Source organism: Streptomyces sp. CC53 (genome assembly GCF_001865245.1).
GTDB lineage: Bacteria > Actinomycetota > Actinomycetes > Streptomycetales > Streptomycetaceae > Streptomyces.
Window position 1 is genome coordinate 1 of the sequence record NZ_MKXB01000176.1, and the last position, 18,406, is coordinate 18,406.

The 18,406-nt window shown below is 74.3% G+C and carries 14 protein-coding genes and 3 tRNA genes; 9 read left to right on the plus strand and 8 right to left on the minus strand.

Annotated features, from left to right (window positions below; translation table 11 throughout):
• From BJP40_RS21990 to BJP40_RS22010, 5 genes are all read left to right on the plus strand, one after another.
• The coding region (locus BJP40_RS21990; RefSeq protein WP_143065985.1) for a hypothetical protein at positions 1-209 on the plus strand (209 nt) is incomplete at its 5' end.
• A gap of 61 nt (positions 210-270) precedes the next feature.
• Positions 271-1,521, plus strand: a complete 1,251-nt coding sequence (gene purD, locus BJP40_RS21995; RefSeq protein WP_071281805.1) for a phosphoribosylamine--glycine ligase — start codon at positions 271-273, stop codon at positions 1,519-1,521.
• A gap of 1,020 nt (positions 1,522-2,541) precedes the next feature.
• Positions 2,542-4,236 carry a hypothetical protein gene (locus BJP40_RS22000; RefSeq protein ID WP_071281824.1) on the plus strand — a complete coding sequence of 565 codons (1,695 nt, stop codon included), beginning with the start codon at positions 2,542-2,544 and terminating at the stop codon, positions 4,234-4,236.
• A 600-nt stretch (positions 4,237-4,836) separates the two neighbouring features.
• Positions 4,837-6,315, plus strand: a complete 1,479-nt coding sequence (locus BJP40_RS22005; RefSeq protein WP_071281806.1) for a N,N-dimethylformamidase beta subunit family domain-containing protein — start codon at positions 4,837-4,839, stop codon at positions 6,313-6,315.
• A gap of 83 nt (positions 6,316-6,398) precedes the next feature.
• Positions 6,399-7,304, plus strand: a complete 906-nt coding sequence (locus BJP40_RS22010) for a phosphoribosylaminoimidazolesuccinocarboxamide synthase (protein WP_071267169.1) — start codon at positions 6,399-6,401, stop codon at positions 7,302-7,304.
• A 173-nt stretch (positions 7,305-7,477) separates the two neighbouring features.
• Here BJP40_RS22010 and BJP40_RS22015 read toward each other — a convergent pair.
• From BJP40_RS22015 to BJP40_RS22050, 8 genes are all read right to left on the minus strand, one after another.
• A tRNA-Gly gene (locus tag BJP40_RS22015) sits at positions 7,478-7,550 on the minus strand.
• 22 nt (positions 7,551-7,572) lie between these two features.
• Positions 7,573-8,196, minus strand: a complete 624-nt coding sequence (locus tag BJP40_RS22020) for a response regulator transcription factor (protein ID WP_071267167.1) — start codon at positions 8,194-8,196, stop codon at positions 7,573-7,575.
• Positions 8,193-10,124 (minus strand): histidine kinase, encoded by a 1,932-nt coding sequence (locus BJP40_RS33195; RefSeq protein ID WP_079171363.1) that lies wholly within the window; start codon positions 10,122-10,124, stop codon positions 8,193-8,195. The genes BJP40_RS22020 and BJP40_RS33195 overlap by 4 nt, the downstream gene beginning before the upstream one ends.
• Before the next feature lie 128 nt (positions 10,125-10,252).
• On the minus strand, positions 10,253-11,074 hold the full coding sequence (locus tag BJP40_RS22030) for an ABC transporter permease (protein WP_071281810.1): 822 nt from the start codon (positions 11,072-11,074) through the stop codon (positions 10,253-10,255).
• A 4-nt stretch (positions 11,075-11,078) separates the two neighbouring features.
• Positions 11,079-12,041: an ABC transporter ATP-binding protein gene (locus BJP40_RS22035; RefSeq protein ID WP_071281812.1), complete on the minus strand. Its 963-nt coding sequence runs from the start codon at positions 12,039-12,041 to the stop codon at positions 11,079-11,081.
• Positions 12,042-12,230: 189 nt separating this feature from the next.
• Positions 12,231-12,303 (minus strand) — tRNA-Gly (locus tag BJP40_RS22040).
• Between the two features lie 78 nt (positions 12,304-12,381).
• Positions 12,382-12,453: transfer RNA gene (locus tag BJP40_RS22045), tRNA-Gly, on the minus strand.
• A 692-nt stretch (positions 12,454-13,145) separates the two neighbouring features.
• Complete coding sequence (locus tag BJP40_RS22050; protein WP_079169624.1) at positions 13,146-13,478, minus strand: Lsr2 family protein; 333 nt, start codon at positions 13,476-13,478, stop codon at positions 13,146-13,148.
• 441 nt (positions 13,479-13,919) lie between these two features.
• Here BJP40_RS22050 and purS point away from each other — a divergent pair, with 441 nt between their 5' ends.
• From purS to BJP40_RS22070, 4 genes are all read left to right on the plus strand, one after another.
• The gene (purS, locus tag BJP40_RS22055; RefSeq protein WP_071274402.1) at positions 13,920-14,168 is read left to right on the plus strand and encodes a phosphoribosylformylglycinamidine synthase subunit PurS; all 249 of its coding nucleotides are present in this window, start codon (positions 13,920-13,922) and stop codon (positions 14,166-14,168) included.
• Positions 14,169-14,212: 44 nt separating this feature from the next.
• Complete coding sequence (gene purQ / locus BJP40_RS22060) at positions 14,213-14,899, plus strand: phosphoribosylformylglycinamidine synthase subunit PurQ (RefSeq protein WP_071281826.1); 687 nt, start codon at positions 14,213-14,215, stop codon at positions 14,897-14,899.
• A complete protein-coding gene (purL, locus tag BJP40_RS22065) occupies positions 14,896-17,145 on the plus strand; it encodes a phosphoribosylformylglycinamidine synthase subunit PurL (RefSeq protein WP_071281813.1) in 2,250 nt (749 codons plus the stop codon). Before purQ ends, purL begins: the two co-directional genes overlap by 4 nt.
• A gap of 313 nt (positions 17,146-17,458) precedes the next feature.
• Positions 17,459-18,271, plus strand: coding sequence for a maleylpyruvate isomerase family mycothiol-dependent enzyme (locus BJP40_RS22070; protein ID WP_071274396.1), 813 nt, complete (start codon positions 17,459-17,461; stop codon positions 18,269-18,271).
• The last annotated feature ends 135 nt before the right edge of the window (positions 18,272-18,406 follow it).

Sequence of the window (18,406 nt, forward strand, 5' to 3'; positions counted from 1 at the left end):
GCCCGGGTTCCGCCCACGGCGGGCAGCCCGCCGCCCCGCCGCAGCCCGCCCACGAGCCGCCACCGCCGCCCGCGCCCCGGCAGGTCGCCCCCGAGGACGACGTACCGGAAGAGGACGATCCGGACCTCGTCGAGTCGGCCCTCTCCAGTCACGAGCTGATCGTCCGAGAGCTCGGCGCGACCGTCCTGGACGAATACACGAACGAGTGAGGGCATCCCGGTCGGCGGCCCGCACAAAGCGCGGGGCGGGCTCCGGGCTACCCTGGCTGGCGTGAAGGTCCTCGTCATCGGCGGCGGCGCCCGCGAACACGCCCTGTGCCGCTCCCTCTCCCTCGATCCCGACGTCACCGCTCTGCACTGCGCGCCCGGCAACGCCGGAATCGCGGAGGTCGCCGAGCTCCACCAGGTGGACGCCCTCGACGGCGCCGCCGTGGCCGGCCTGGCCCGCGCCCTGGAAGCCGACCTCGTCGTCGTCGGCCCGGAGGCCCCGCTCGTCGCGGGCGTCGCCGACGCCGTGCGCGCCGCCGGCATCCCCTGCTTCGGCCCGTCGCAGGAGGCCGCCCAGCTGGAGGGCTCCAAGGCGTTCGCCAAGGACGTCATGGCCGCCGCCGGGGTGCCGACCGCCCGCAGCTACGTCTGCACGACGCCCGACGAGATCGACGAGGCACTCGACGCCTTCGGCGCCCCGTACGTCGTCAAGGACGACGGCCTCGCGGCCGGCAAGGGCGTCGTCGTCACGGGTGACGTCGAGGAGGCCCGCGCCCACGCGCTCTCCTGCGAGCGGGTGGTGATCGAGGAGTACCTCGACGGACCCGAGGTCTCCCTCTTCGCCGTCACCGACGGCACGACCGTGCTGCCGCTGACCCCCGCCCAGGACTTCAAGCGGGCCTACGACGACGACGAGGGCCCGAACACCGGCGGCATGGGCGCCTACTCGCCGCTGCCGTGGGCGGAGCCGAAGCTGGTCGACGAGGTCATGGACACCGTGCTCCAGCCGACCGTCGACGAACTGCGCCGCCGCGGCACTCCGTTCTCCGGCCTGCTGTACGCGGGTCTCGCCCTGACCGGCCGCGGCGTCCGCGTCATCGAGTTCAACGCGCGCTTCGGCGACCCGGAGACCCAGGTTGTCCTGGCCCGGCTGCGCACCCCGCTCGCCCGTGTCCTGCTGAACGCCGCGAACGGCACGCTCGACTCGGAGCCGCCGCTGACCTGGCGCGACGACGCCGCCGTGACCGTGGTCGTCGCGTCGGAGAACTATCCTGCGTCGCCGCGCACCGGCGATCCCGTCACCGGCCTGGACGCGGTCGCGGAGCACGACGCCCCGCACGCGTACGTCCTGCACGCCGGGACCAGGAGGGACGGTGAGCACGTGGTGAGCGCCGGCGGCCGCGTCCTGTCGGTCACCGCGACGGGCAAGGACCTCGCACAGGCCCGGCAGCGCGCGTACGCGGCGGTGGACCGCATCGGCCTGAAGGGCTCGCACCACCGTACGGACATCGCGCGCCGGGCCGCGGGCGAGTAGGCGCCGATCCCGACGGGCCGCGCCTGACCTGGACGTGGCTGCGGCCGGCTCTCCCGGCAGGGGCGGGCCGCGGTGGTCCCAGCGGGGTCGCGGGCCGCGCCCGGTTCGCCGTGCCGGTCCGGCCACGGTCCTCACGACCGGCCCGGCCACCGTCGGCGCCTCCGCCCTGAGGCCGCCGGCGTCGCCCGCGGCGGCTGCGGCGGCCGTGCCGTACCGCTCTCGCCGTAGCGGCGGGGGAGGCTGGTCCGTCGCGGCCTCGCGCGGTGACACCAGGTCCTGCTTTCCCGGCGCGCGGCGGCTGCTCCTCTTGCCCCGGCGGACGACGGTTGTTCCTCTCGGGGGGACCGGCCGCGCCGGGCGACCGGTCGCCGCACCCCGCGTACGCAGGCCGGACCGGTGCGGGTGGCTCCGCCGGGTCCGCCGACGCGGGTCCGCTGACGCCGGGTCCGCCGGTGCCAGGTCGGCCGACGCCGGCGGAACCTCCTGCGCGACCGGGCCGCCGTAGCCACGGGCCGCCAGCCAGCCTGGGCCCGCAGGACCAGGTGCCCGCAGGGACCCCTCGGCGCGCAGAGCCACGTGCCCGCCGGGACCCCTCGGCGCGCAGGACGACCTGCCCGCCGGGGCCGTGTGCACGCCGGTCGCCAACGGCTCGCGGCAACCGGTCGGGCCGCCGGTCGGCGGGCCGCCGCACGTGAATCGGGGGCCTCGCCCAGCCGTCCTTCCTCTCGCCAAAGCCATTCCATCGAGTGACGACTCACCCATCCGGATGACGCCCGCCGGTGCCCCAACTAGGGTGCCGCGCAGGCGTTCCGGCACTTGGCCCACCGGCATTGCGATGTCAGGGGCGGGTGTCACAGTGGGGGAGTGAGCAAATCCGCCGCAGGCAGCGGGCCCGGGAAGGGCCGTCTGCCACAGGGCTGGAGGGGGTGACGTACGGCTGTGTTCGGTTCCGGTTTCCGCAAGGACAAGGGCGCCGCGGAGACCTCGGGTTCGCGGGCGTTCCCGGGGTCTCCGAACGCCATGGGTGAGGAGCGGGGTGCGCGCGCGGCACGCGCCCGGGCTCTCGCGGTGCTCCGGGTGCGCGGAAGGGCGTGGGCCGTGGCCCTGCTGCCCGCCGCGGTCGCGGTCGTCCTGCTCTCCGGCGGGGTGAGCGGCCATCTGACCGGCCCCGGCTGGGATGTCGCCCGCGGTGTCATGGTGGCCGTCGCCGTGCTGGTGCTGGCCGTTGCCGCGGGCACCGCCGCCGTGATCGCCCGGGCCCGCCCGGCGCAGACCCCCACGGTGGAGATCACGGAGGCGGCGGCGCCCGACCTGTACCGGATGGTGCGGGACCTCGCCGCACGGCTGTCGGTGCCCGCTCCCTCGGCGATAGCGCTGACCCCGGACTGCGACAGCTGGCTGGAGGACCGCGCTCACCCGACCGCGGAAGGCGGCAGCACCCGCACGGACGGCGCCGGTTCCTCCGGGCCGACAGCCGCGCCGGTGCTGGTCGTAGGGTCGCCGTTCCTGTGGTGGATGCGCGTGGGCGAGCTGCGGGCCGTGCTCGCGCCCGTCGTGGCCGGTACGGGCGCGTCCGTACAGCCGGACATAGCCGCGGCCCGCCGTTTCGTACGCGGGCTCGACGCCGCGGTCGCGCTTGCGGACGGGCCCGGTCTCGGCGCTGTACGGCGGCTGGGGGCGCGGGCCGCCGGAGCGGTCGCCCGGCCGATGCTGTCGGCGGTGCGCGGGCACGTGGCCGAGATGGAGCGCGGCGTCGCCGCGGCAGCCTCGGAGCGGGCCCAGGCCGTCGACTACGGCCTGCGGATCGTCGCGCAGGAACAGGTCGGTCTCGCCTACGCGGGCTGGGACCGCCTCCTGACCCGGGTGGCGCTGCCCGCCTGGCGCATGGGCCGCTGGCCGTCCCGGCTGGACGCCGGGGTGGTCGCGGCGCTCACCGAGCTGTCGCGGCGCGACCGGCTCGCCGACGGGTACACGTCGCGGCTCGGCGAACGGCCCGCCTGCGACCTGTTGGAAGAGCCGGGCCTCGTCGACGAGGCGGCCTCCCTGCTGGCGGCCCGGCTTTTTCACGGCGGGCCCGCGCGGACGGGACCCGACTGGGCGCCGGTGGACTGGCAGGAGTACCCGCGGGAGGTCGTCGACCGGAAGTGGCGGACCGAGGCCGCGCGCCTGCACCGGGCGCTGGACCGGCTCGGGGCGCCCGAGGCGCCGACGCTGGAGCGGGTCTTCGCCCACCTGGCCGCCGCGCCGGACGGCGACCTGTTGGCTGCCGCGCTCACCGCGGAGGTCGCCCGGGAGGACGCCGCCCGCGAGGAGGCCGTACGTGACGCGGCCGGGGCCGGTACGGCCCGCGCCGCAGACTCCCGGCAGCCCGACGGCGACGCCCGGTCCCGGCCCCCGGGCCCCGAGGCGCTGCTGCTCCCGGACGGGGGCGACCTGCCGCTCGTACCGCTCCAGCCGCCGCGCACCGGACGGGACCTGCTGACCGACCACGTGACGGCGACGGTGTGCTGCGCTGCGGTGGACACGGCCGGCGCGGCCCCGGGCCTGGACTGGCTGGACGGACCGACGCTGCTGGTCGACGGGGCCGGCGCGGCCGCCCGCGCCGAGGTGTCGTCCGGAGTCCTCGCGCTCGTCGAGGACGCCGACCCGAAGCCCCTGCGCACCTGGCTCACCACCCTGGGCATCCGCCCCGAGGCCCCCCTGCGCCTCACCTGACGGCACCCACCGGAGCCACCCGCGGCTGCGGCACCCGCGCGTGTGCCGACGCGGGCGGGGGCGCACCCCCTGGGCCCGCCGTGCGCGCGAGACCGGTGCCGCTCCGGTCCCGTCGTGGCTGGGGTGAGGTGCAGTTCCCGGGCCTGCCGAGCGTGCGGGTCGTGCGCGCTCCGGTCCCGTCGTGGCTGGGTTGGTGCAGCTACGGGGTCTACCGTGCGCGCGGACCGTGCAGCCGGGGCCTGTGGTGGCTGGGGGCAGGGGCGCACCCCCAGGGCCCGCCGTGCGCGCGCGCCGCGCGGCCGCCTGGCTCATCGTGCCTGCCAGCCGGGCCGTCGCGGTCTCGTGCCCTCACGGTCCCGGGCCCTCGCCGGGTCCTCCGCCCGGTCCCGCGACGTTCTGGCCGTGTGCCGGCAGGCCATCCCCCCGACGGGTGACACCGGCGCACCCACAACGGAATGCCTCGCTCCGTTCACGTCAATTCGCGACGACCGGTGACGGAGTGCGTGCGTAATGTGATGTGCTGGGGACCGGCGCTGAACGCGCCGCGACAGCCGAGCGTGGAGCCGGGCGGAGCGGGGGAGTCGAGGGAGGGGCAGCACCATGCGGGCGGAGCAGGTACGGCGGTGGGAGTCCGGTGCGCTGGCCCACGCCGTCGACGATCCATTCGGCCAGGGCCCACTGCCCTGGCTGCGGGGCACCGAGCAGTACGTGGACGAGCACGGGCGGCTCACGCCCTGGTACGCGGTGCCGCCGGTCGCCCCGGGGCGCGACGCGTCGGCCGGCTCGGGGGGCGCGCCCCGCCCGGCGGACGACGTGCACCTCCAGATCAAGGGCTTCGCCTCCACCGGCGCCGTGGCACCCGGCGAGGCGATCGACTTCCGCATCACGGTGAACCCGCCGCAGCAGTTCTCGGTCGACGTCTACCGCATAGGTCACTACGGCGGCGACGGCGCCGCCAAGATCACGACCAGTCCGCGGCTGTCCGGCATCGTGCAGCCGCCCCCGCTCACCGCGGGCCGTACGGTCTCCTGCCACCACTGGTGGCTGTCCTGGCGGCTGCCGATCCCGTCGTACTGGACGATCGGCGCGTACGTCGCCGTGCTGACCACCAGGGACGGACACCGCTCGCACATCCCGTTCACGGTCCGCGACGGCCACCCCGCCGACCTGCTCCTCGTGCTGCCGGACGTGACCTGGCAGGCGTACAACCTCTACCCGGAGGACGGCCGCACCGGCGCCAGCCTCTACCACGCGTGGGACGCGGACGGGGGCCTCCTCGGGGAGGCGGACGCCGCCGCGACGCTCTCCTTCGACCGGCCCTACGCCGGCCAGGGCCTGCCCCTGCACATCGGGCACGCCTACGACGTGATCCGCTGGGCCGAGCGGTACGGCTACGACCTCGCGTACGCCGACGCCAGCGACCTGCACGCGGGCCGCGTCGACCCGACCCGTTACCGCGGCCTGGTCTTCCCCGGCCACGACGAGTACTGGTCGGTGCCGATGCGCCGGGCCGTCGAGCAGGCGCGGGACTGCGGCACGTCCCTGGTGTTCCTGTCCGCCAACACCATGTACTGGCAGGTGGAGCTGGCCCCGTCCCCCTCGGGGGTCCCCGACCGGCTGCTCAGCTGCCGAAAACGCCAGGGCCCCGGGAAGGCCGCACTGTGGCGGGAGGTCGACAGGCCGGAGCAGCAGCTGCTCGGCATCCAGTACGCCGGCCGCGTCCGGGACCCGCAGCCCCTGGTCGTCCGGAACGCGGAGCACTGGCTGTGGGAGGCCACCGGGGCCGGCGAGGGCGACGCGCTGCCCGGCCTCGTCGCGGGCGAGGCCGACCGCTACTTCCCCCGCACGCCGCTCCCCGACCACCAGTGCCGCATCCTGCTGGCGCACTCGCCCTACCGGGACGGCGGCGGGGCCTTACGCCACCAGGAGACGTCGCTGTACCGCGCGCCGTCCGGCGCCCTCGTCTTCGCCTCCGGCACCCTCGGCTGGTCCCCGGCCCTGGACCGCCCGGGTCATGTCGACGCCCGTGTCCAGCGCGCCACGGCCAATCTGCTGGACCGCATCTGCAAACGGGACTAGAACCGCTCCGTGCCCCCGGACACGGCCGCTCTCCTGCCGTACGGGAGAATTGCCGCGTTGGGACAGACCCACGGGGAGGAACCGTGTCCGGATTCGTAGAAAAGCCCGAACCGCTGCAGGTGCCGGGCTTGGTGCATCTCCACACCGGCAAGGTGCGCGAGCTGTACCGGAACAGCGAGACGGGCGACCTCGTGATGGTCGCCAGCGATCGCGTCTCGGCGTACGACTGGGTGCTGCCCACCGAGATCCCGGACAAGGGCCGGGTCCTCACCCGGCTGTCCCTGTGGTGGTTCGACCAGCTCGCCGACCTGATCCCGAACCACGTGATCTCGACGGAGCTGCCCGCCGGCGCCCCCGCCGACTGGGAGGGCCGCACCCTCGTGTGCCGGTCCCTCCGGATGATCCCCGTCGAGTGCGTCGCACGCGGCTACCTCACGGGTTCCGGCCTGGTCGAGTACGACGAGTCCCGCACGGTCTGCGGGCTCGCCCTGCCCGAGGGCCTGGTGGACGGCTCCGAGCTGCCCGCCCCGATCTTCACGCCCGCGACGAAGGCCGCGGTCGGCGACCACGACGAGAACGTCTCCTACGAGGAGGTGGCCCGCCAGGTCGGTGCGGAGACCGCCGCGCAGCTCCGCCAGACCACCCTCGCCGTCTACAGCCGGGCCCGCGACATCGCCCGCGACCGGGGGATCATCCTGGCGGACACGAAGTTCGAGTTCGGGCACGACGCGGACGGCGGGCTGGTCCTCGCCGACGAGGTGCTGACCCCGGACTCGTCGCGGTTCTGGCCCGCCGCCGAGTGGCAGCCGGGCCGCGCGCAGCCCTCGTACGACAAGCAGTTCGTCCGGGACTGGCTCACCTCCCCGGCCTCCGGGTGGGACCGCAGGAGCGAGCAGCCGCCGCCCGCGCTTCCGCAGGAGATCGTGGACGCGACCCGCGCCAAGTACGTCGAGGCGTACGAGCTGTTGACGGGCTCCGCCTGGCAGTGACCTGCCGACCGGCGCCCCGCTGACCCGAGAACGGCGGGGCGCGCCGGCCTGCCCGGCGCCGCGCGTCTCCCGGGGCGCCACGTCCCCCAGGACCACCGCACGGCTCCGGGAGCACCGCACGGCTCCGGGAACGCCGAAGGCCCCGGTCGTGATGACCGGGGCCTTCGATCCCGAGCGGACGACGAGGCTCGAACTCGCGACCTCAACCTTGGCAAGGTTGCGCTCTACCAACTGAGCTACGTCCGCATGCGCTGTCGCGCGGCACCTACTATACCCAACCCCGGTCGCGTGCGAGACGCACTGCCGCGTGACGGTTCTCGGCACCGAGCTTGGAGACGGCCGAGGACAGGTAGTTCCGGACCGTTCCGGGGGAGAGGGACGCCCGCTGGGCGATCTCCGCGACGGGTGCCCCGTCCGCCGCGAGCTCCAGCAGCTCCGCCTCGCGCGGGGTCAGCGGCGAGTCGCCGGACGCGATGGCGTCGGCCGCCAACTCCGGGTCGACATAGCGGTTCCCGGCGTGCACGGTGCGGATGATCTCGGCGAGCTGCTGCGCGCTGACCGTCTTCGGCACGAAGCCCCGGGCGCCCGCGGCGAGGGCCCTCTTGAGGTGGCCGGGACGTCCGTGACCGGTCACGATCATGGTGCGGCAGCCGGGCAGCTCCGCCCGCAGGGATGTGGCGACCCTCACGCCGTCGGCGCCGGGCATCTGGAGGTCCAGCACCGCGACGTCGGGCCGGTGCGTCAGCGCCATGGCGATCGCCTCCGGGCCGGACGCCGCTTCGGCGACCACCTCGATGTCGTCCTCCAGTCCGAGCAGCGCCGCCAGCGCCCCCCGGATCAGGTGTTCGTCGTCCGCCAGCAGCACGCGGACGCGCACGGGGTGCGCGGTCACCCGGAGCCCTCCTCGCCGACGGGCCCGCCCCGCTGCACGCGGCAGCCGGCCGCGGCCTCGGGGCGGCCCGGCCTGCCGGGGGCGGGGAGGCCCCGGGTGGCGGCGTCGGCCCCGGTGTGGGCGTGGGCAGCCGCCGCGGGCGGCTGCGTCCCTCCCGCCGCGACGGCCGCGTCACGCGCCGCCGGGTCACCGGCCGCGGCGGGCGCGGGGGCGGCCGCGGCGCGGGCCGCAGCCGGGGCCGGTGCCAGCGGCACCCTGGCCGTGACGCGGAACCGGCCGCCGGGCAGCGCAAGCGCCTCCAACGTTCCGTCCAGCGCCACGAGCCGCTCACGCAGTCCGGCGAGCCCGCTGCCCCCGGTGGCAGCCCCGGCCGATCCGGCGGAACCGGAGCTGCCGGCAAGGGACGCGCCGGTGCGGGCGCCCCCGGCACGGGAGCCGTTTCCGGGTCCGCCGTCGGTGCGGGCTCTGTCCGCGGGTCCGTCGCCGGTGCGGGCTCTGTCCGCGGGTCCGTCGCCGGTGCGGGCTCTGTTCGCGGGTCCGTCGCCGGTGCGGGACGCGTCCTCGGGTCCGCCGCTGCCGCGGGACTCGGGCCGGTTGCCAGTGGGGGAGCCGTCCGCTGGGCGCCCGCCGCCGGTGCCGGAGGCGTCGTCGGGGCCGTTGCCGGTGTGGGCTGCGCCTTCCGGTCCCCCGCCGGTACGGGACGGCCCTTCGGGTTTCCCGCCGGTGCGGGGAGCGCCGGGACGGGCGGTGCCTGCGCCGAGGCCGCCGGCGCTCTGCGCACCGCCGTTCGGCCCGCCCCTGCCCCCGCCCGCGGCCGGGGCGGCCGCCGTAGCGTCCGCCCCGTCGTTCTCGATCACCACGGTCACGTGCTGCTCTCCCCCCGTCGGCGCCGTCACGGTCACCGTGCAGTTCCGCGCGTCCCCGTGCCGCAGGACGTTCGTCGTGGCCTCGCGCACCACCCACCCGAGGGCGGAGCGGGCCTGGGCCGGCAGTTCGGTGGGGAGGCCGTCCGCCGTGACCCTGCACGTGACGCCCGCCGCGGCCAGCACCCCCCGGGCGCCTTCCAGTTCGGTGTGCAGGTCCGCCTCGCGGTAGCCGCGGACGACCTCCCGTACCTCCCGCTGCGACTCCTGGGCGATCCGCTGGACCTCGGCCATCTGCCCCACCGCCCGCTCGGCGGCCCCGCGCCGGGACAACTGCACGGCCAGTTCGCTCTTCAGGGCGATCACCGACAGGTTCCGGCCCATGACGTCGTGCAGGTCGCGGGCGAAGCGCAGCCGCTCCTCCGCGACGGCCAGCCGCGCCTGGAGGCGGTGTGCCGCGTCCAGCTCCCACACGGTCCGCAGCAGCCACCCGGAGAAGCCGCTCGTGGTCGCGAAGACCACCGCGCCGAACGCCGTCGCCGAGGCGAGTGCCGCGACTACTCCCGCGGGCAGTCCGATCGCCGCGCAGGTCAGTCCCACGCCCAGGGGTGCCACGAGGGACAGCGCCAGCAGGTGGCGCACCTTGACCAGGCACAGGGCGAGCCCGCCGACACCCCAGCTGACCACGGCGCCCAGGAGGTACGCCGTCATCTGCGGGTCCTGGACGCTGCCGAACCGGAACAGGGCCGGTACCACGACGCAGCCCGCCACCGTCACCGAGGTGAGGACCGCGATCAGCCGACGCGGGCGGGGCCTGCGCCCCAACTGCCAGCTGAGGGCGTACGAGCAGAGGGCGGCCACGAGCACGGTGTGCACCAGGAGGAGCAGCAGCAGCCAGCCCCCGACCGGCCTGGCGTCCTCCGCGGGCCCGACCGCGACGGCGGCCGCCGCGGGACCGCCCAGCAGCAACTCGACCGCGGCCAGCCCGTGGTAGGTCCAGCGGGTGTACAGCTCCACCTTCTCCGGGTGGCTCCTGCGGCTCCACCAGCCGGTCAACTCGGCCATGCCCCCGTGCTCCTCCCCCTCGGTCCTGCCGTCGGCGTCCCACCGGGCCCGCCGCGGCGACCACCGGCCCTCCTCCGCGGGGTGCCGTCCGTACCGTGGTCCCGGCCGGTGACGCCTGCCCCGGAGGTTCAGCGGCGCGGCTCCCAGCGGAACCACCGCTGGACAGCAAACACCGAGACCGCCGTCCACACCAGCGCCGCCGCCCCGGCCCGCAGCAGCTCCGCGCCGTCGCCGCCGCCGAGCCACCCGGCCCGCATCAGCGTCATCACACCGGTGAACGGCAGCAGTTCGCACACGGTCGCGATCCGCTCGGGGAACACCTCCAGCGGGAGGAAGAGCCCCGAACCGAGCGCCGACACCAGGAACAGCGGCATGGTCGTGATCTGCGCGCTCTCCACGGTCCTGGTCACCGCGGCGGTGACGGCGGCGAGCGCGGTGAGCAGCACGAGGCCGACCACGGCGCCGGCGACCAGCAGTTCGGGCCGCTGCGGTGCCCGGACGTCCAGGAACGCCACCGCCGCCACCACCAGGATCACGCACTGCGCCACCGCGGCTGCGGCCGGGGGCAGGGCCGTGCCGGCCAGGATCTCCCCGTCGGACACCTCGCCCGTCCGCAGCCGCTTCAGCACCAGCTCCTCGCGCCGCGACACGTACGCCGCGACGAGGTTGAGGTACACGACGATGATCAGCGTCATGCCCAGTCCGCCGGTCATGGCCGCCTCGGCGATGCTGAAGCCGGTCTTCTCCAGGCTGACCCGGTCCAGCGTCCCCCGTATCGAGCCGATCATGAGCAGCGGCACGGCCACCGTCACGAAGAGCGCGGTCCGGTTCCGCACGAGCAGGGTGAGTTCGGCGCGCCCGAGGGCGGCCAGCCGTCCCGCCGCCGTGGTCGTGGGCCCCACTCCCGTGCCCCTCTCCGTCTCCGCCGCGTCGGTCGTCGTCTCCGTCATGCCGTCACACCCCCGCCGCTTCCGCAGCCGGCCCTGCGGGCGTCGATCCCGCGGGCGCCTGGGACTGCGCTATCTCCAGGAACGCCTCCTCCAGCGACGCGGAACGGGCGTCCAGCCCCTCCAGCCGCACGTTCTCCTGCTGTGCCCACCGCAGGAGCCGGGTCAGCGCCTCCTGGAGGTCGTGGGCGCGGATCTCGACGCGCCTGTCGCGGTCGGAGCCCGCCGCCCGCAGGTGCAGCGGCAGCCGCGCGACCGGCATCCCGGGCGGCATCCGGAAGCGGATGCGGGACGGGCGGGACGCGGTCACCTCGGCGGGGGTGCCGGAGGTCACGATGCGCCCCGCATGCATGATCGCCAGCCGGTCGGCGAGGCTTTCGGCCTCCTCCAGGTAGTGCGTGGTGAGCAGCACCGTGGTCCCGCAGTCGCGCAGGCTCCGCACCAGCTCCCAGGTGTCGCGGCGGCCCTCGGCGTCGAGGCCGGTCGACGGCTCGTCGAGGAACAGCACGTCGGGCCGCCCCAGCAGGGCCAGGGCCAGGTCCAGCCGCCGCCGTTCACCGCCGGAGAGCTGCTTCACGCGCACGCGGGCACGGGAGGCCAGACCGACCATCTCCAGCGCTTCCCCGGTGGGCCGGGCGCCGCTGGTGCAGCCGCCCCACATGCGCAGCGTCTCGGTGACGGTGAGGTCGGAGGGGAAGCCGCCTTCCTGGAGCATCACGCCGGTGCGGGGCCGTACGAGCGCGCGATCGCGATACGGGTCGCGGCCCAGGACCCGTACGCGTCCCCCGGTGGGGCGGGCCAGGCCCTCCAGGAGTTCGACGGTGGAGGTCTTGCCGGCTCCGTTCGTGCCGAGCAACGCGAAGATCTCGCCGTACCGCACGGAGAAGGTGATTCCGGACACGGCCTCGAAGCCCCCGCGGTAGCTGCGCCGCAGGTCCTCCGCCCGTATCGCGTGGTCGTCGCTGGTCATGGTTCCAGCGTTCCCGGGCAGGGGGCGCCCCGGCAGAGAGAACTGTCAGGAGTCCCCGCTGACAAATGTCATGGGTGCAGGACCGGCCGCGGCCGGTGAGAAGGGCAGGGAAAGGGGCGGTGCCACGGTGAGTGCCGGTAGGGAATACGACGAAGGCCCTGGTCTTTCGACCAGGGCCTTCGCTCTCTGAGCGGACGACGAGATTCGAACTCGCGACCCTCACCTTGGCAAGGTGATGCTCTACCAACTGAGCCACGTCCGCAGTGCGACCACTCGGCTTTCACCGGTGGTGCGAACACCACTGTACCTGATCCACCGGAGTGGTCGGTACGTGATGGAGAGCGGGTGACAGGAATCGCACACTGCGCCTTCCCCCTGGAAGGGGGATGTTCTACTACTGAACTACACCCGCAAGCTCCGTGAGGTGGGGCCTTTTCGGCCTTGCCCCTCGGCGTGCTCCAAACTCTAGCGGATCAAGGGGGGTGCTCTGCAACTCCGCTCCCGCCGCCCCGCGGGGCAGGGCTCTCGGAGGGTGGGTGCCCTGTGAGGGACGTGGCCTCGGGGGCGCCTCCCCGGGGCGGTGCCCCCGTACGGCGGTTGCCGGCGCCAAGCCGCCGGGCACCAGGCGGGCGGGGTTGCGCGGCCCGGGCCGGGAGCGCGTCGGCCGGTCGGTGGCCTCGGCGGCCGGGCGTCCGCAGTAGCCGGCGACCAGGGCGCAGGGCCACGTGTCAGGTGCGGTGCGCGGAGCGCCCGGCCCTGAGTAGGAGCGGCTGCGGCTGCGACCGAGCGGGGAGCTGCACCGAGGGCGTCCCGACGGGGTGGGGCGCGGCCGTCGTGGTCGAGCGCCTGAACACGGTCCAGCGGGTGCGCGGTCGAGGTGCCCGGGTGCGTAGGCGTGGCGCTCGGGCCGCGGCGGCGACGAGGTGCGCGGCCCGCGGCGGCGGGTGCCGCGAGCCCGGGTGCCTCAAGGGGCGGGTGCCGCGAGCCCGGGTGCCTCGGGGGCGGACGCCGCGAGCAACGGCCCGGGGACGGGCGACGCGGGGGCGGGTTTCGTGCGGGCCGGGTGCATGCACGCCCCAAGCGGTACGCGCCGCCCCCCTCGCCTCAGTGCGCCTCGTGGAAGGCGTCGTAGATCCGCTTCGGGATTCGGCCACGGGCCGGTACGTCGAGCTTGTTGGACTGCGCCCAGGCGCGTACGGCCGCCGGGTCCGGTGCCACGGACGTGTGCCGGAAGGGCTGCTTGCGGCCGGCGGACGAGGAGGTGGACTTCTTTCGACCCACCGCCATGTAGGGCGCCAGCAGCTCCCGCAGTTTCTTGGCGTTCGCCTCATTGAGGTCGATCTCGTACGCCTTACCGTCGAGCCCGAACCTGACCGTTTCCGCCGCTTCTCCGCCGTCGATGTCGTCGGAGAGCGTGACCACTACGCGCTGCGCCACGGATATCGGTCCTTTCCTGCGGCACGCCGCGTGGTGTGCTGTGTGCTCGGTCACGTCTCTTGCGTCCGTGACGTCTTTGAGGTGCGGCGCTGCCGGATTTACGGGTATGGAGAGGAAAACTCTCGCTTCTCTGGATTCCTTTGTACAGCGCGTGGCACGGCATTGGGAAGCCCCGGCAAATGCCTGCGCGTGTCCGCCCGCATTGGAAGGGCATTATTTTCCTTGATTTCACAGGACGGATGGGGTTCCCGTCGGTGCTTCCGCGAGGCTTCCGGTGCGGTCGCGGGCAGGGCGGCCGCGGGGTCCCGCGTCGCCTTCTCCGGGCCGAGTGCGCGGTGATCGTCTTGGTGTTTGTGGGATCCTCTGGAAATCTACTCGCGTAGAATTTGTAGGCAGGTACGCTGAGGGAACCGCCCACGCAACACACCACCGGGAGTGCCAGTGGCACGCGTCGTAGTCGACGTCATGCTCAAGCCGGAGATCCTCGACCCGCAGGGGCAGGCGGTGCAGCGCGCACTGCCCCGCCTGGGCTTCGACGGGATCGCCGACGTCCGCCAGGGAAAGCGCTTCGAGCTCGATGTGGAGGGCCCGGTCGACGAGGCCGCCCTCGCCCGCATCCACGAGATGGCCGAAACGTTCCTTGCCAACACCGTCATCGAGGACTTCGTCGTCAAGGTGGAGGAGGCGTGACCGCCCACCCGTCTCCCACCGCCGCCCTCAGCGGAGGAGCTCCGATCCGCGGCAATGTCCGCATCGGAGTCGTCACCTTCCCCGGGACGCTCGACGACCAGGACGCGCTGCGCGCGGCCCGGCTCGCGGGCGCGGAGCCGGTCCCGCTGTGGCACCGCGACAAGGACCTCAAGCAGGTCGACGCGGTCGTCCTCGCTGGCGGCTTCTCCTACGGCGACTACCTGCGCGCCGGGGCCATCTCCCGGTTCTCCCCGGTGATGGAGACGATCATCGACCAGGCCAGGGCCGGCATGCCCGTCCTCGGCATCTGCAACGGCTTCCAGATCCTCACGGAAGCCCACCTGCTCCCCGGCGCCATGCTGCGGAACAACCACCTGCACTTCGTCTGCCGGGATCAGCGGCTGCGGGTGGAGAACGCGGACACCGCCTGGACCGCCGACTACGCGCAGGGCCAGGAGATCTCCGTACCGCTGAAGAACATGGACGGCCGGTACGTCGCCGACGAGCGCACGCTCGACGAGCTGGAGGCCGAGGGCCGGGTCGCGTTCCGCTACCTGGACGTCAACCCCAACGGCTCGCTGCGCGACATCGCCGGCATCACCAACGCCGCCGGGAACGTCGTCGGCCTCATGCCGCACCCGGAGCACGCCGTGGAGCCGCTCGTCGGCACGGGCCGCACCGACGGCCTCGGGTTCTTCACCTCGATCCTCAAGAAGCTGGTCAACGCATGACTCTCGACACCGTCAAGCACGCGGCCGAGACGCCCGACGTCGAGCAGCCGTGGGCCGAGCTCGGCCTGAAGAAGGACGAGTACGAGCGCATCCGCGAGATCCTCGGCCGCCGCCCGACCGGCGCCGAGCTCGCCATGTACTCCGTCATGTGGTCCGAGCACTGCTCGTACAAGAGCAGCAAGGTCCACCTGCGCCAGTTCGGCGAGAAGGCACCCGAGAACGACGCCATGCTCGTCGGCATCGGCGAGAACGCCGGCGTCGTCGACGTGGGCCAGGGGTACGCGGTCACCTTCAAGGTCGAGTCGCACAACCACCCCTCGTACATCGAGCCCTACCAGGGCGCGGCCACCGGCGTCGGCGGCATCGTCCGCGACATCCTCGCCATGGGCGCCCGCCCCGTCGCCGTCGTCGACCCGCTGCGGTTCGGCGCCGCCGACCACCCCGACACCAAGCGCGTCCTGCCCGGTGTCGTCGCCGGCATCGGCGGCTACGGCAACTGCCTGGGCCTGCCCAACATCGGCGGCGAGGTCGTCTTCGACTCCTGCTACCAGGGCAACCCGCTGGTCAACGCCGGCTGCATCGGCGTGATGAAGCACGAGGACATCCACCTCGCCAAGGCCTCCGGCCCCGGCAACAAGGTCATCCTCTACGGCGCCCGCACCGGCGGCGACGGCATCGGCGGCGTCTCGGTCCTCGCGTCCGAGACCTTCGACGACACGAAGCCGACCAAGCGGCCCGCCGTGCAGGTGGGCGACCCGTTCCAGGAGAAGCTGCTCATCGAGTGCACCTTGGAGGTGTTCGCGGAGAAGCTCGTCGCGGGCATCCAGGACCTCGGCGGCGCCGGCCTGTCCTGCGCCACCAGCGAGCTGGCCTCCGCCGGCACCGGCGGCATGCGCGTCGAGCTCGACACCGTGCCGCTGCGCGACGCGACGCTCTCGCCCGAGGAGATCCTCATGAGCGAGTCGCAGGAGCGCATGTGCGCGATCGTCGAGCCGCAGCACGTCGACCGGTTCATGGAGATCTGCGAGAAGTGGGACGTCATCGCCACCGTCATCGGTGAGGTGACCGACGGCGACCGCCTGGAGATCTTCTGGCACGGCGAGCAGATCGTGGACGTGCCCCCGGGCACCGTCGCCCACGAGGGCCCGACCTACCACCGCCCCTACGAGCGGCCCGAGTGGCAGGACGCCCTCCAGGCCGACGACGCCGGGAAGCTGGCCCGCCCGCGGACCGCCGACGAGCTGCGCGCACAGGTCCTCCAGGTCGTCGCGTCCCCGAACCAGGCCTCCAAGGCGTGGATCACCGACCAGTACGACCGGTTCGTGCAGGGCAACACCGTGCTCGCCCAGCCCGAGGACGCCGGTGTGGTCCGCATCGACGAGGAGACCAACCTCGGCGTCGCCATCGCCACCGACGGCAACGGCCGCTACGCCAAGCTCGACCCGTACGCGGGTGCGCAGCTCGCGCTCGCCGAGTCCTACCGCAACGTCGCCGCCACCGGCGCCAAGCCCCTCGCGATCTCCAACTGCCTGAACTTCGGCTCGCCCGAGGACCCGGGCGTCATGTGGCAGTTCGCCGAGGCCACCCGTGGTCTCGCCGACGCCTGCCTGGAGCTGGGCACGCCGGTCACCGGCGGCAACGTCTCGCTCTACAACCAGACCGGCGACACCGCGATCCACCCGACCCCGGTCGTGGCGGTCCTCGGCGTCATCGACGACGTCAACCGGCGCACGCCGATGGCGTTCGCGGAGGAGGGCCAGCTGCTGTACCTGCTCGGCGACACCGCCGAGGAGTTCGGCGGCTCGGCCTGGTCGCAGGTCGTCCACGACCACCTCGGCGGTCTGCCGCCCCGGGTCGACCTCGACCGGGAGAAGCTGCTCGGCGAGATCCTGATCTCCGCGTCCCGCGACGGCATGGTCGACGCCGCGCACGACCTGTCCGACGGCGGCCTGATCCAGGCGGTCGCGGAGTCGTGCCTGCGCGGCGGCCAGGGCGCCCGGCTGGTCGTGCCGGACGGGCTCGACGCCTTCACGTTCCTGTTCAGCGAGTCGGCCGGCCGCGCGGTCGTGGCCGTCCCGCGCAGCGAGGAGCTCCGCTTCACCGACATGTGCGGCGCGCGGGGCCTGCCCGCCACCCGCATCGGTGTCGTGGACGGCGACGCGATCGACGTGCAGGGCGAGTTCAGCATCGCCCTGGAGGAGCTGCGCACGGCGTACGAGGCGACGATCCCGGCACTGCTCGCCTGAGTCGCGCGCCCCAGCACCCGGGGGCCGGTCCGCTTTCGCGCGGACCGGCCCCTTCGCCTGCCCGGCGCTGCCCGCCCTACGGCGTAGGAGCGGCAAGGGCGGACGGCGACCTCGGCACCGGGCACCAGGAACGCGGCCCCCGCATTCCGGCGCGCCGCCCGCATCGCCGGCGGCGGGACGCGGGCGGCCCTCCGCATCACCCCCTGACGCTGTGGGCACAGGTGGCTCTCCGCAGCCCCCTGACACTGCGTTACCAGGACCCCCGCCGCTGCGGGAGCCTGACCGGGCCGCCGTGGACGAGTAGCCTCGGAGCATGCCCCCGGCCAAGAAGACCGCCCGCAGCACCCGCAGTTACGACCCCGCGAGGACCCGCGCCGCCGTGCTGGCCCAGTTCGGGAACGTCCGCGACGCCGTCCTGACGCTCGGCCCGGACGAACTGGCCCTGCCCACACGGCTCGGCGCGTGGACCGTACGGGAACTCGCCGCGCACGTCGCCATGGTGCTGCGCTCCGTCGTCCGCGGTGTGACCGGACCCGAGCCGGCGTCCCGCGACTTCGGCCTCATGGACTGGCCGGCCGCCACACGCGGGTACGCGTCGGCGGTCGACGAGGACACCCGGGAGCTCGCCGGTCTCGCGGTGGACCCGCGAGGACTCGCCGAGCTGTACGGGCAGACGGAGAAGGACTTCACCGAGGCGCTCGCGGCCGGCCGGGACGAGCAGCTCATCACCACCCGCTTCGGGGGCATGCGCCTCGGGGACTTCCTCGTGACCCGCACCGTCGAGCTCTGCGTCCACACCGACGACCTGAACGCGGCGGCGGGTCTCGGCATCCCGCACGACCGCCACGCGCTCGCCACCTGTACGCGCCTGCTCGCGGACGCGCTCGCCGTGCAGGCGCCGGGCGGTTCGGTGGAGCTGCGCGTCCCGCCGTACGCGGTCGTCCAGTGCGTCGAAGGGCCCCGGCACACCCGGGGGACCCCGCCGAACGTCGTCGAGACCGACCCGCTGACCTGGCTGAGGCTCGCCACGGGCCGGACGGCCTGGACCGCGGCGGTGGAGCAGGCCCACCTCACGGCCAGTGGCGAACGCGCCGACCTGTCGCCCCACCTGCCCGTACTCGGCTGAGCCGACCCGAGGCCCGAGCCGGTCCGCGCCCGCCCCACGGGGCACACGACGCCCAGACACCACGGAGTACCGCCCCAGAAGCCCGCTCACGACGTTCACGCCCCTGCGGGGACGGGCTGCGCCCGGGGCCCCGCG

Coding starts and splice junctions, on each gene's coding strand:
- BJP40_RS22030 (WP_071281810.1), bottom strand. CDS start 11,074: ATGACGGAGACGACGACCGACGCGGCGGAGACGGAGAGGGGCACGGGA.
- BJP40_RS22070 (WP_071274396.1), top strand. CDS start 17,459: ATGCCCCCGGCCAAGAAGACCGCCCGCAGCACCCGCAGTTACGACCCC.
- BJP40_RS22000 (WP_071281824.1), top strand. CDS start 2,542: ATGGGTGAGGAGCGGGGTGCGCGCGCGGCACGCGCCCGGGCTCTCGCG.
- BJP40_RS33195 (WP_079171363.1), bottom strand. CDS start 10,124: ATGGCCGAGTTGACCGGCTGGTGGAGCCGCAGGAGCCACCCGGAGAAG.
- BJP40_RS22035 (WP_071281812.1), bottom strand. CDS start 12,041: ATGACCAGCGACGACCACGCGATACGGGCGGAGGACCTGCGGCGCAGC.
- BJP40_RS22005 (WP_071281806.1), top strand. CDS start 4,837: ATGCGGGCGGAGCAGGTACGGCGGTGGGAGTCCGGTGCGCTGGCCCAC.
- purL (WP_071281813.1), top strand. CDS start 14,896: ATGACTCTCGACACCGTCAAGCACGCGGCCGAGACGCCCGACGTCGAG.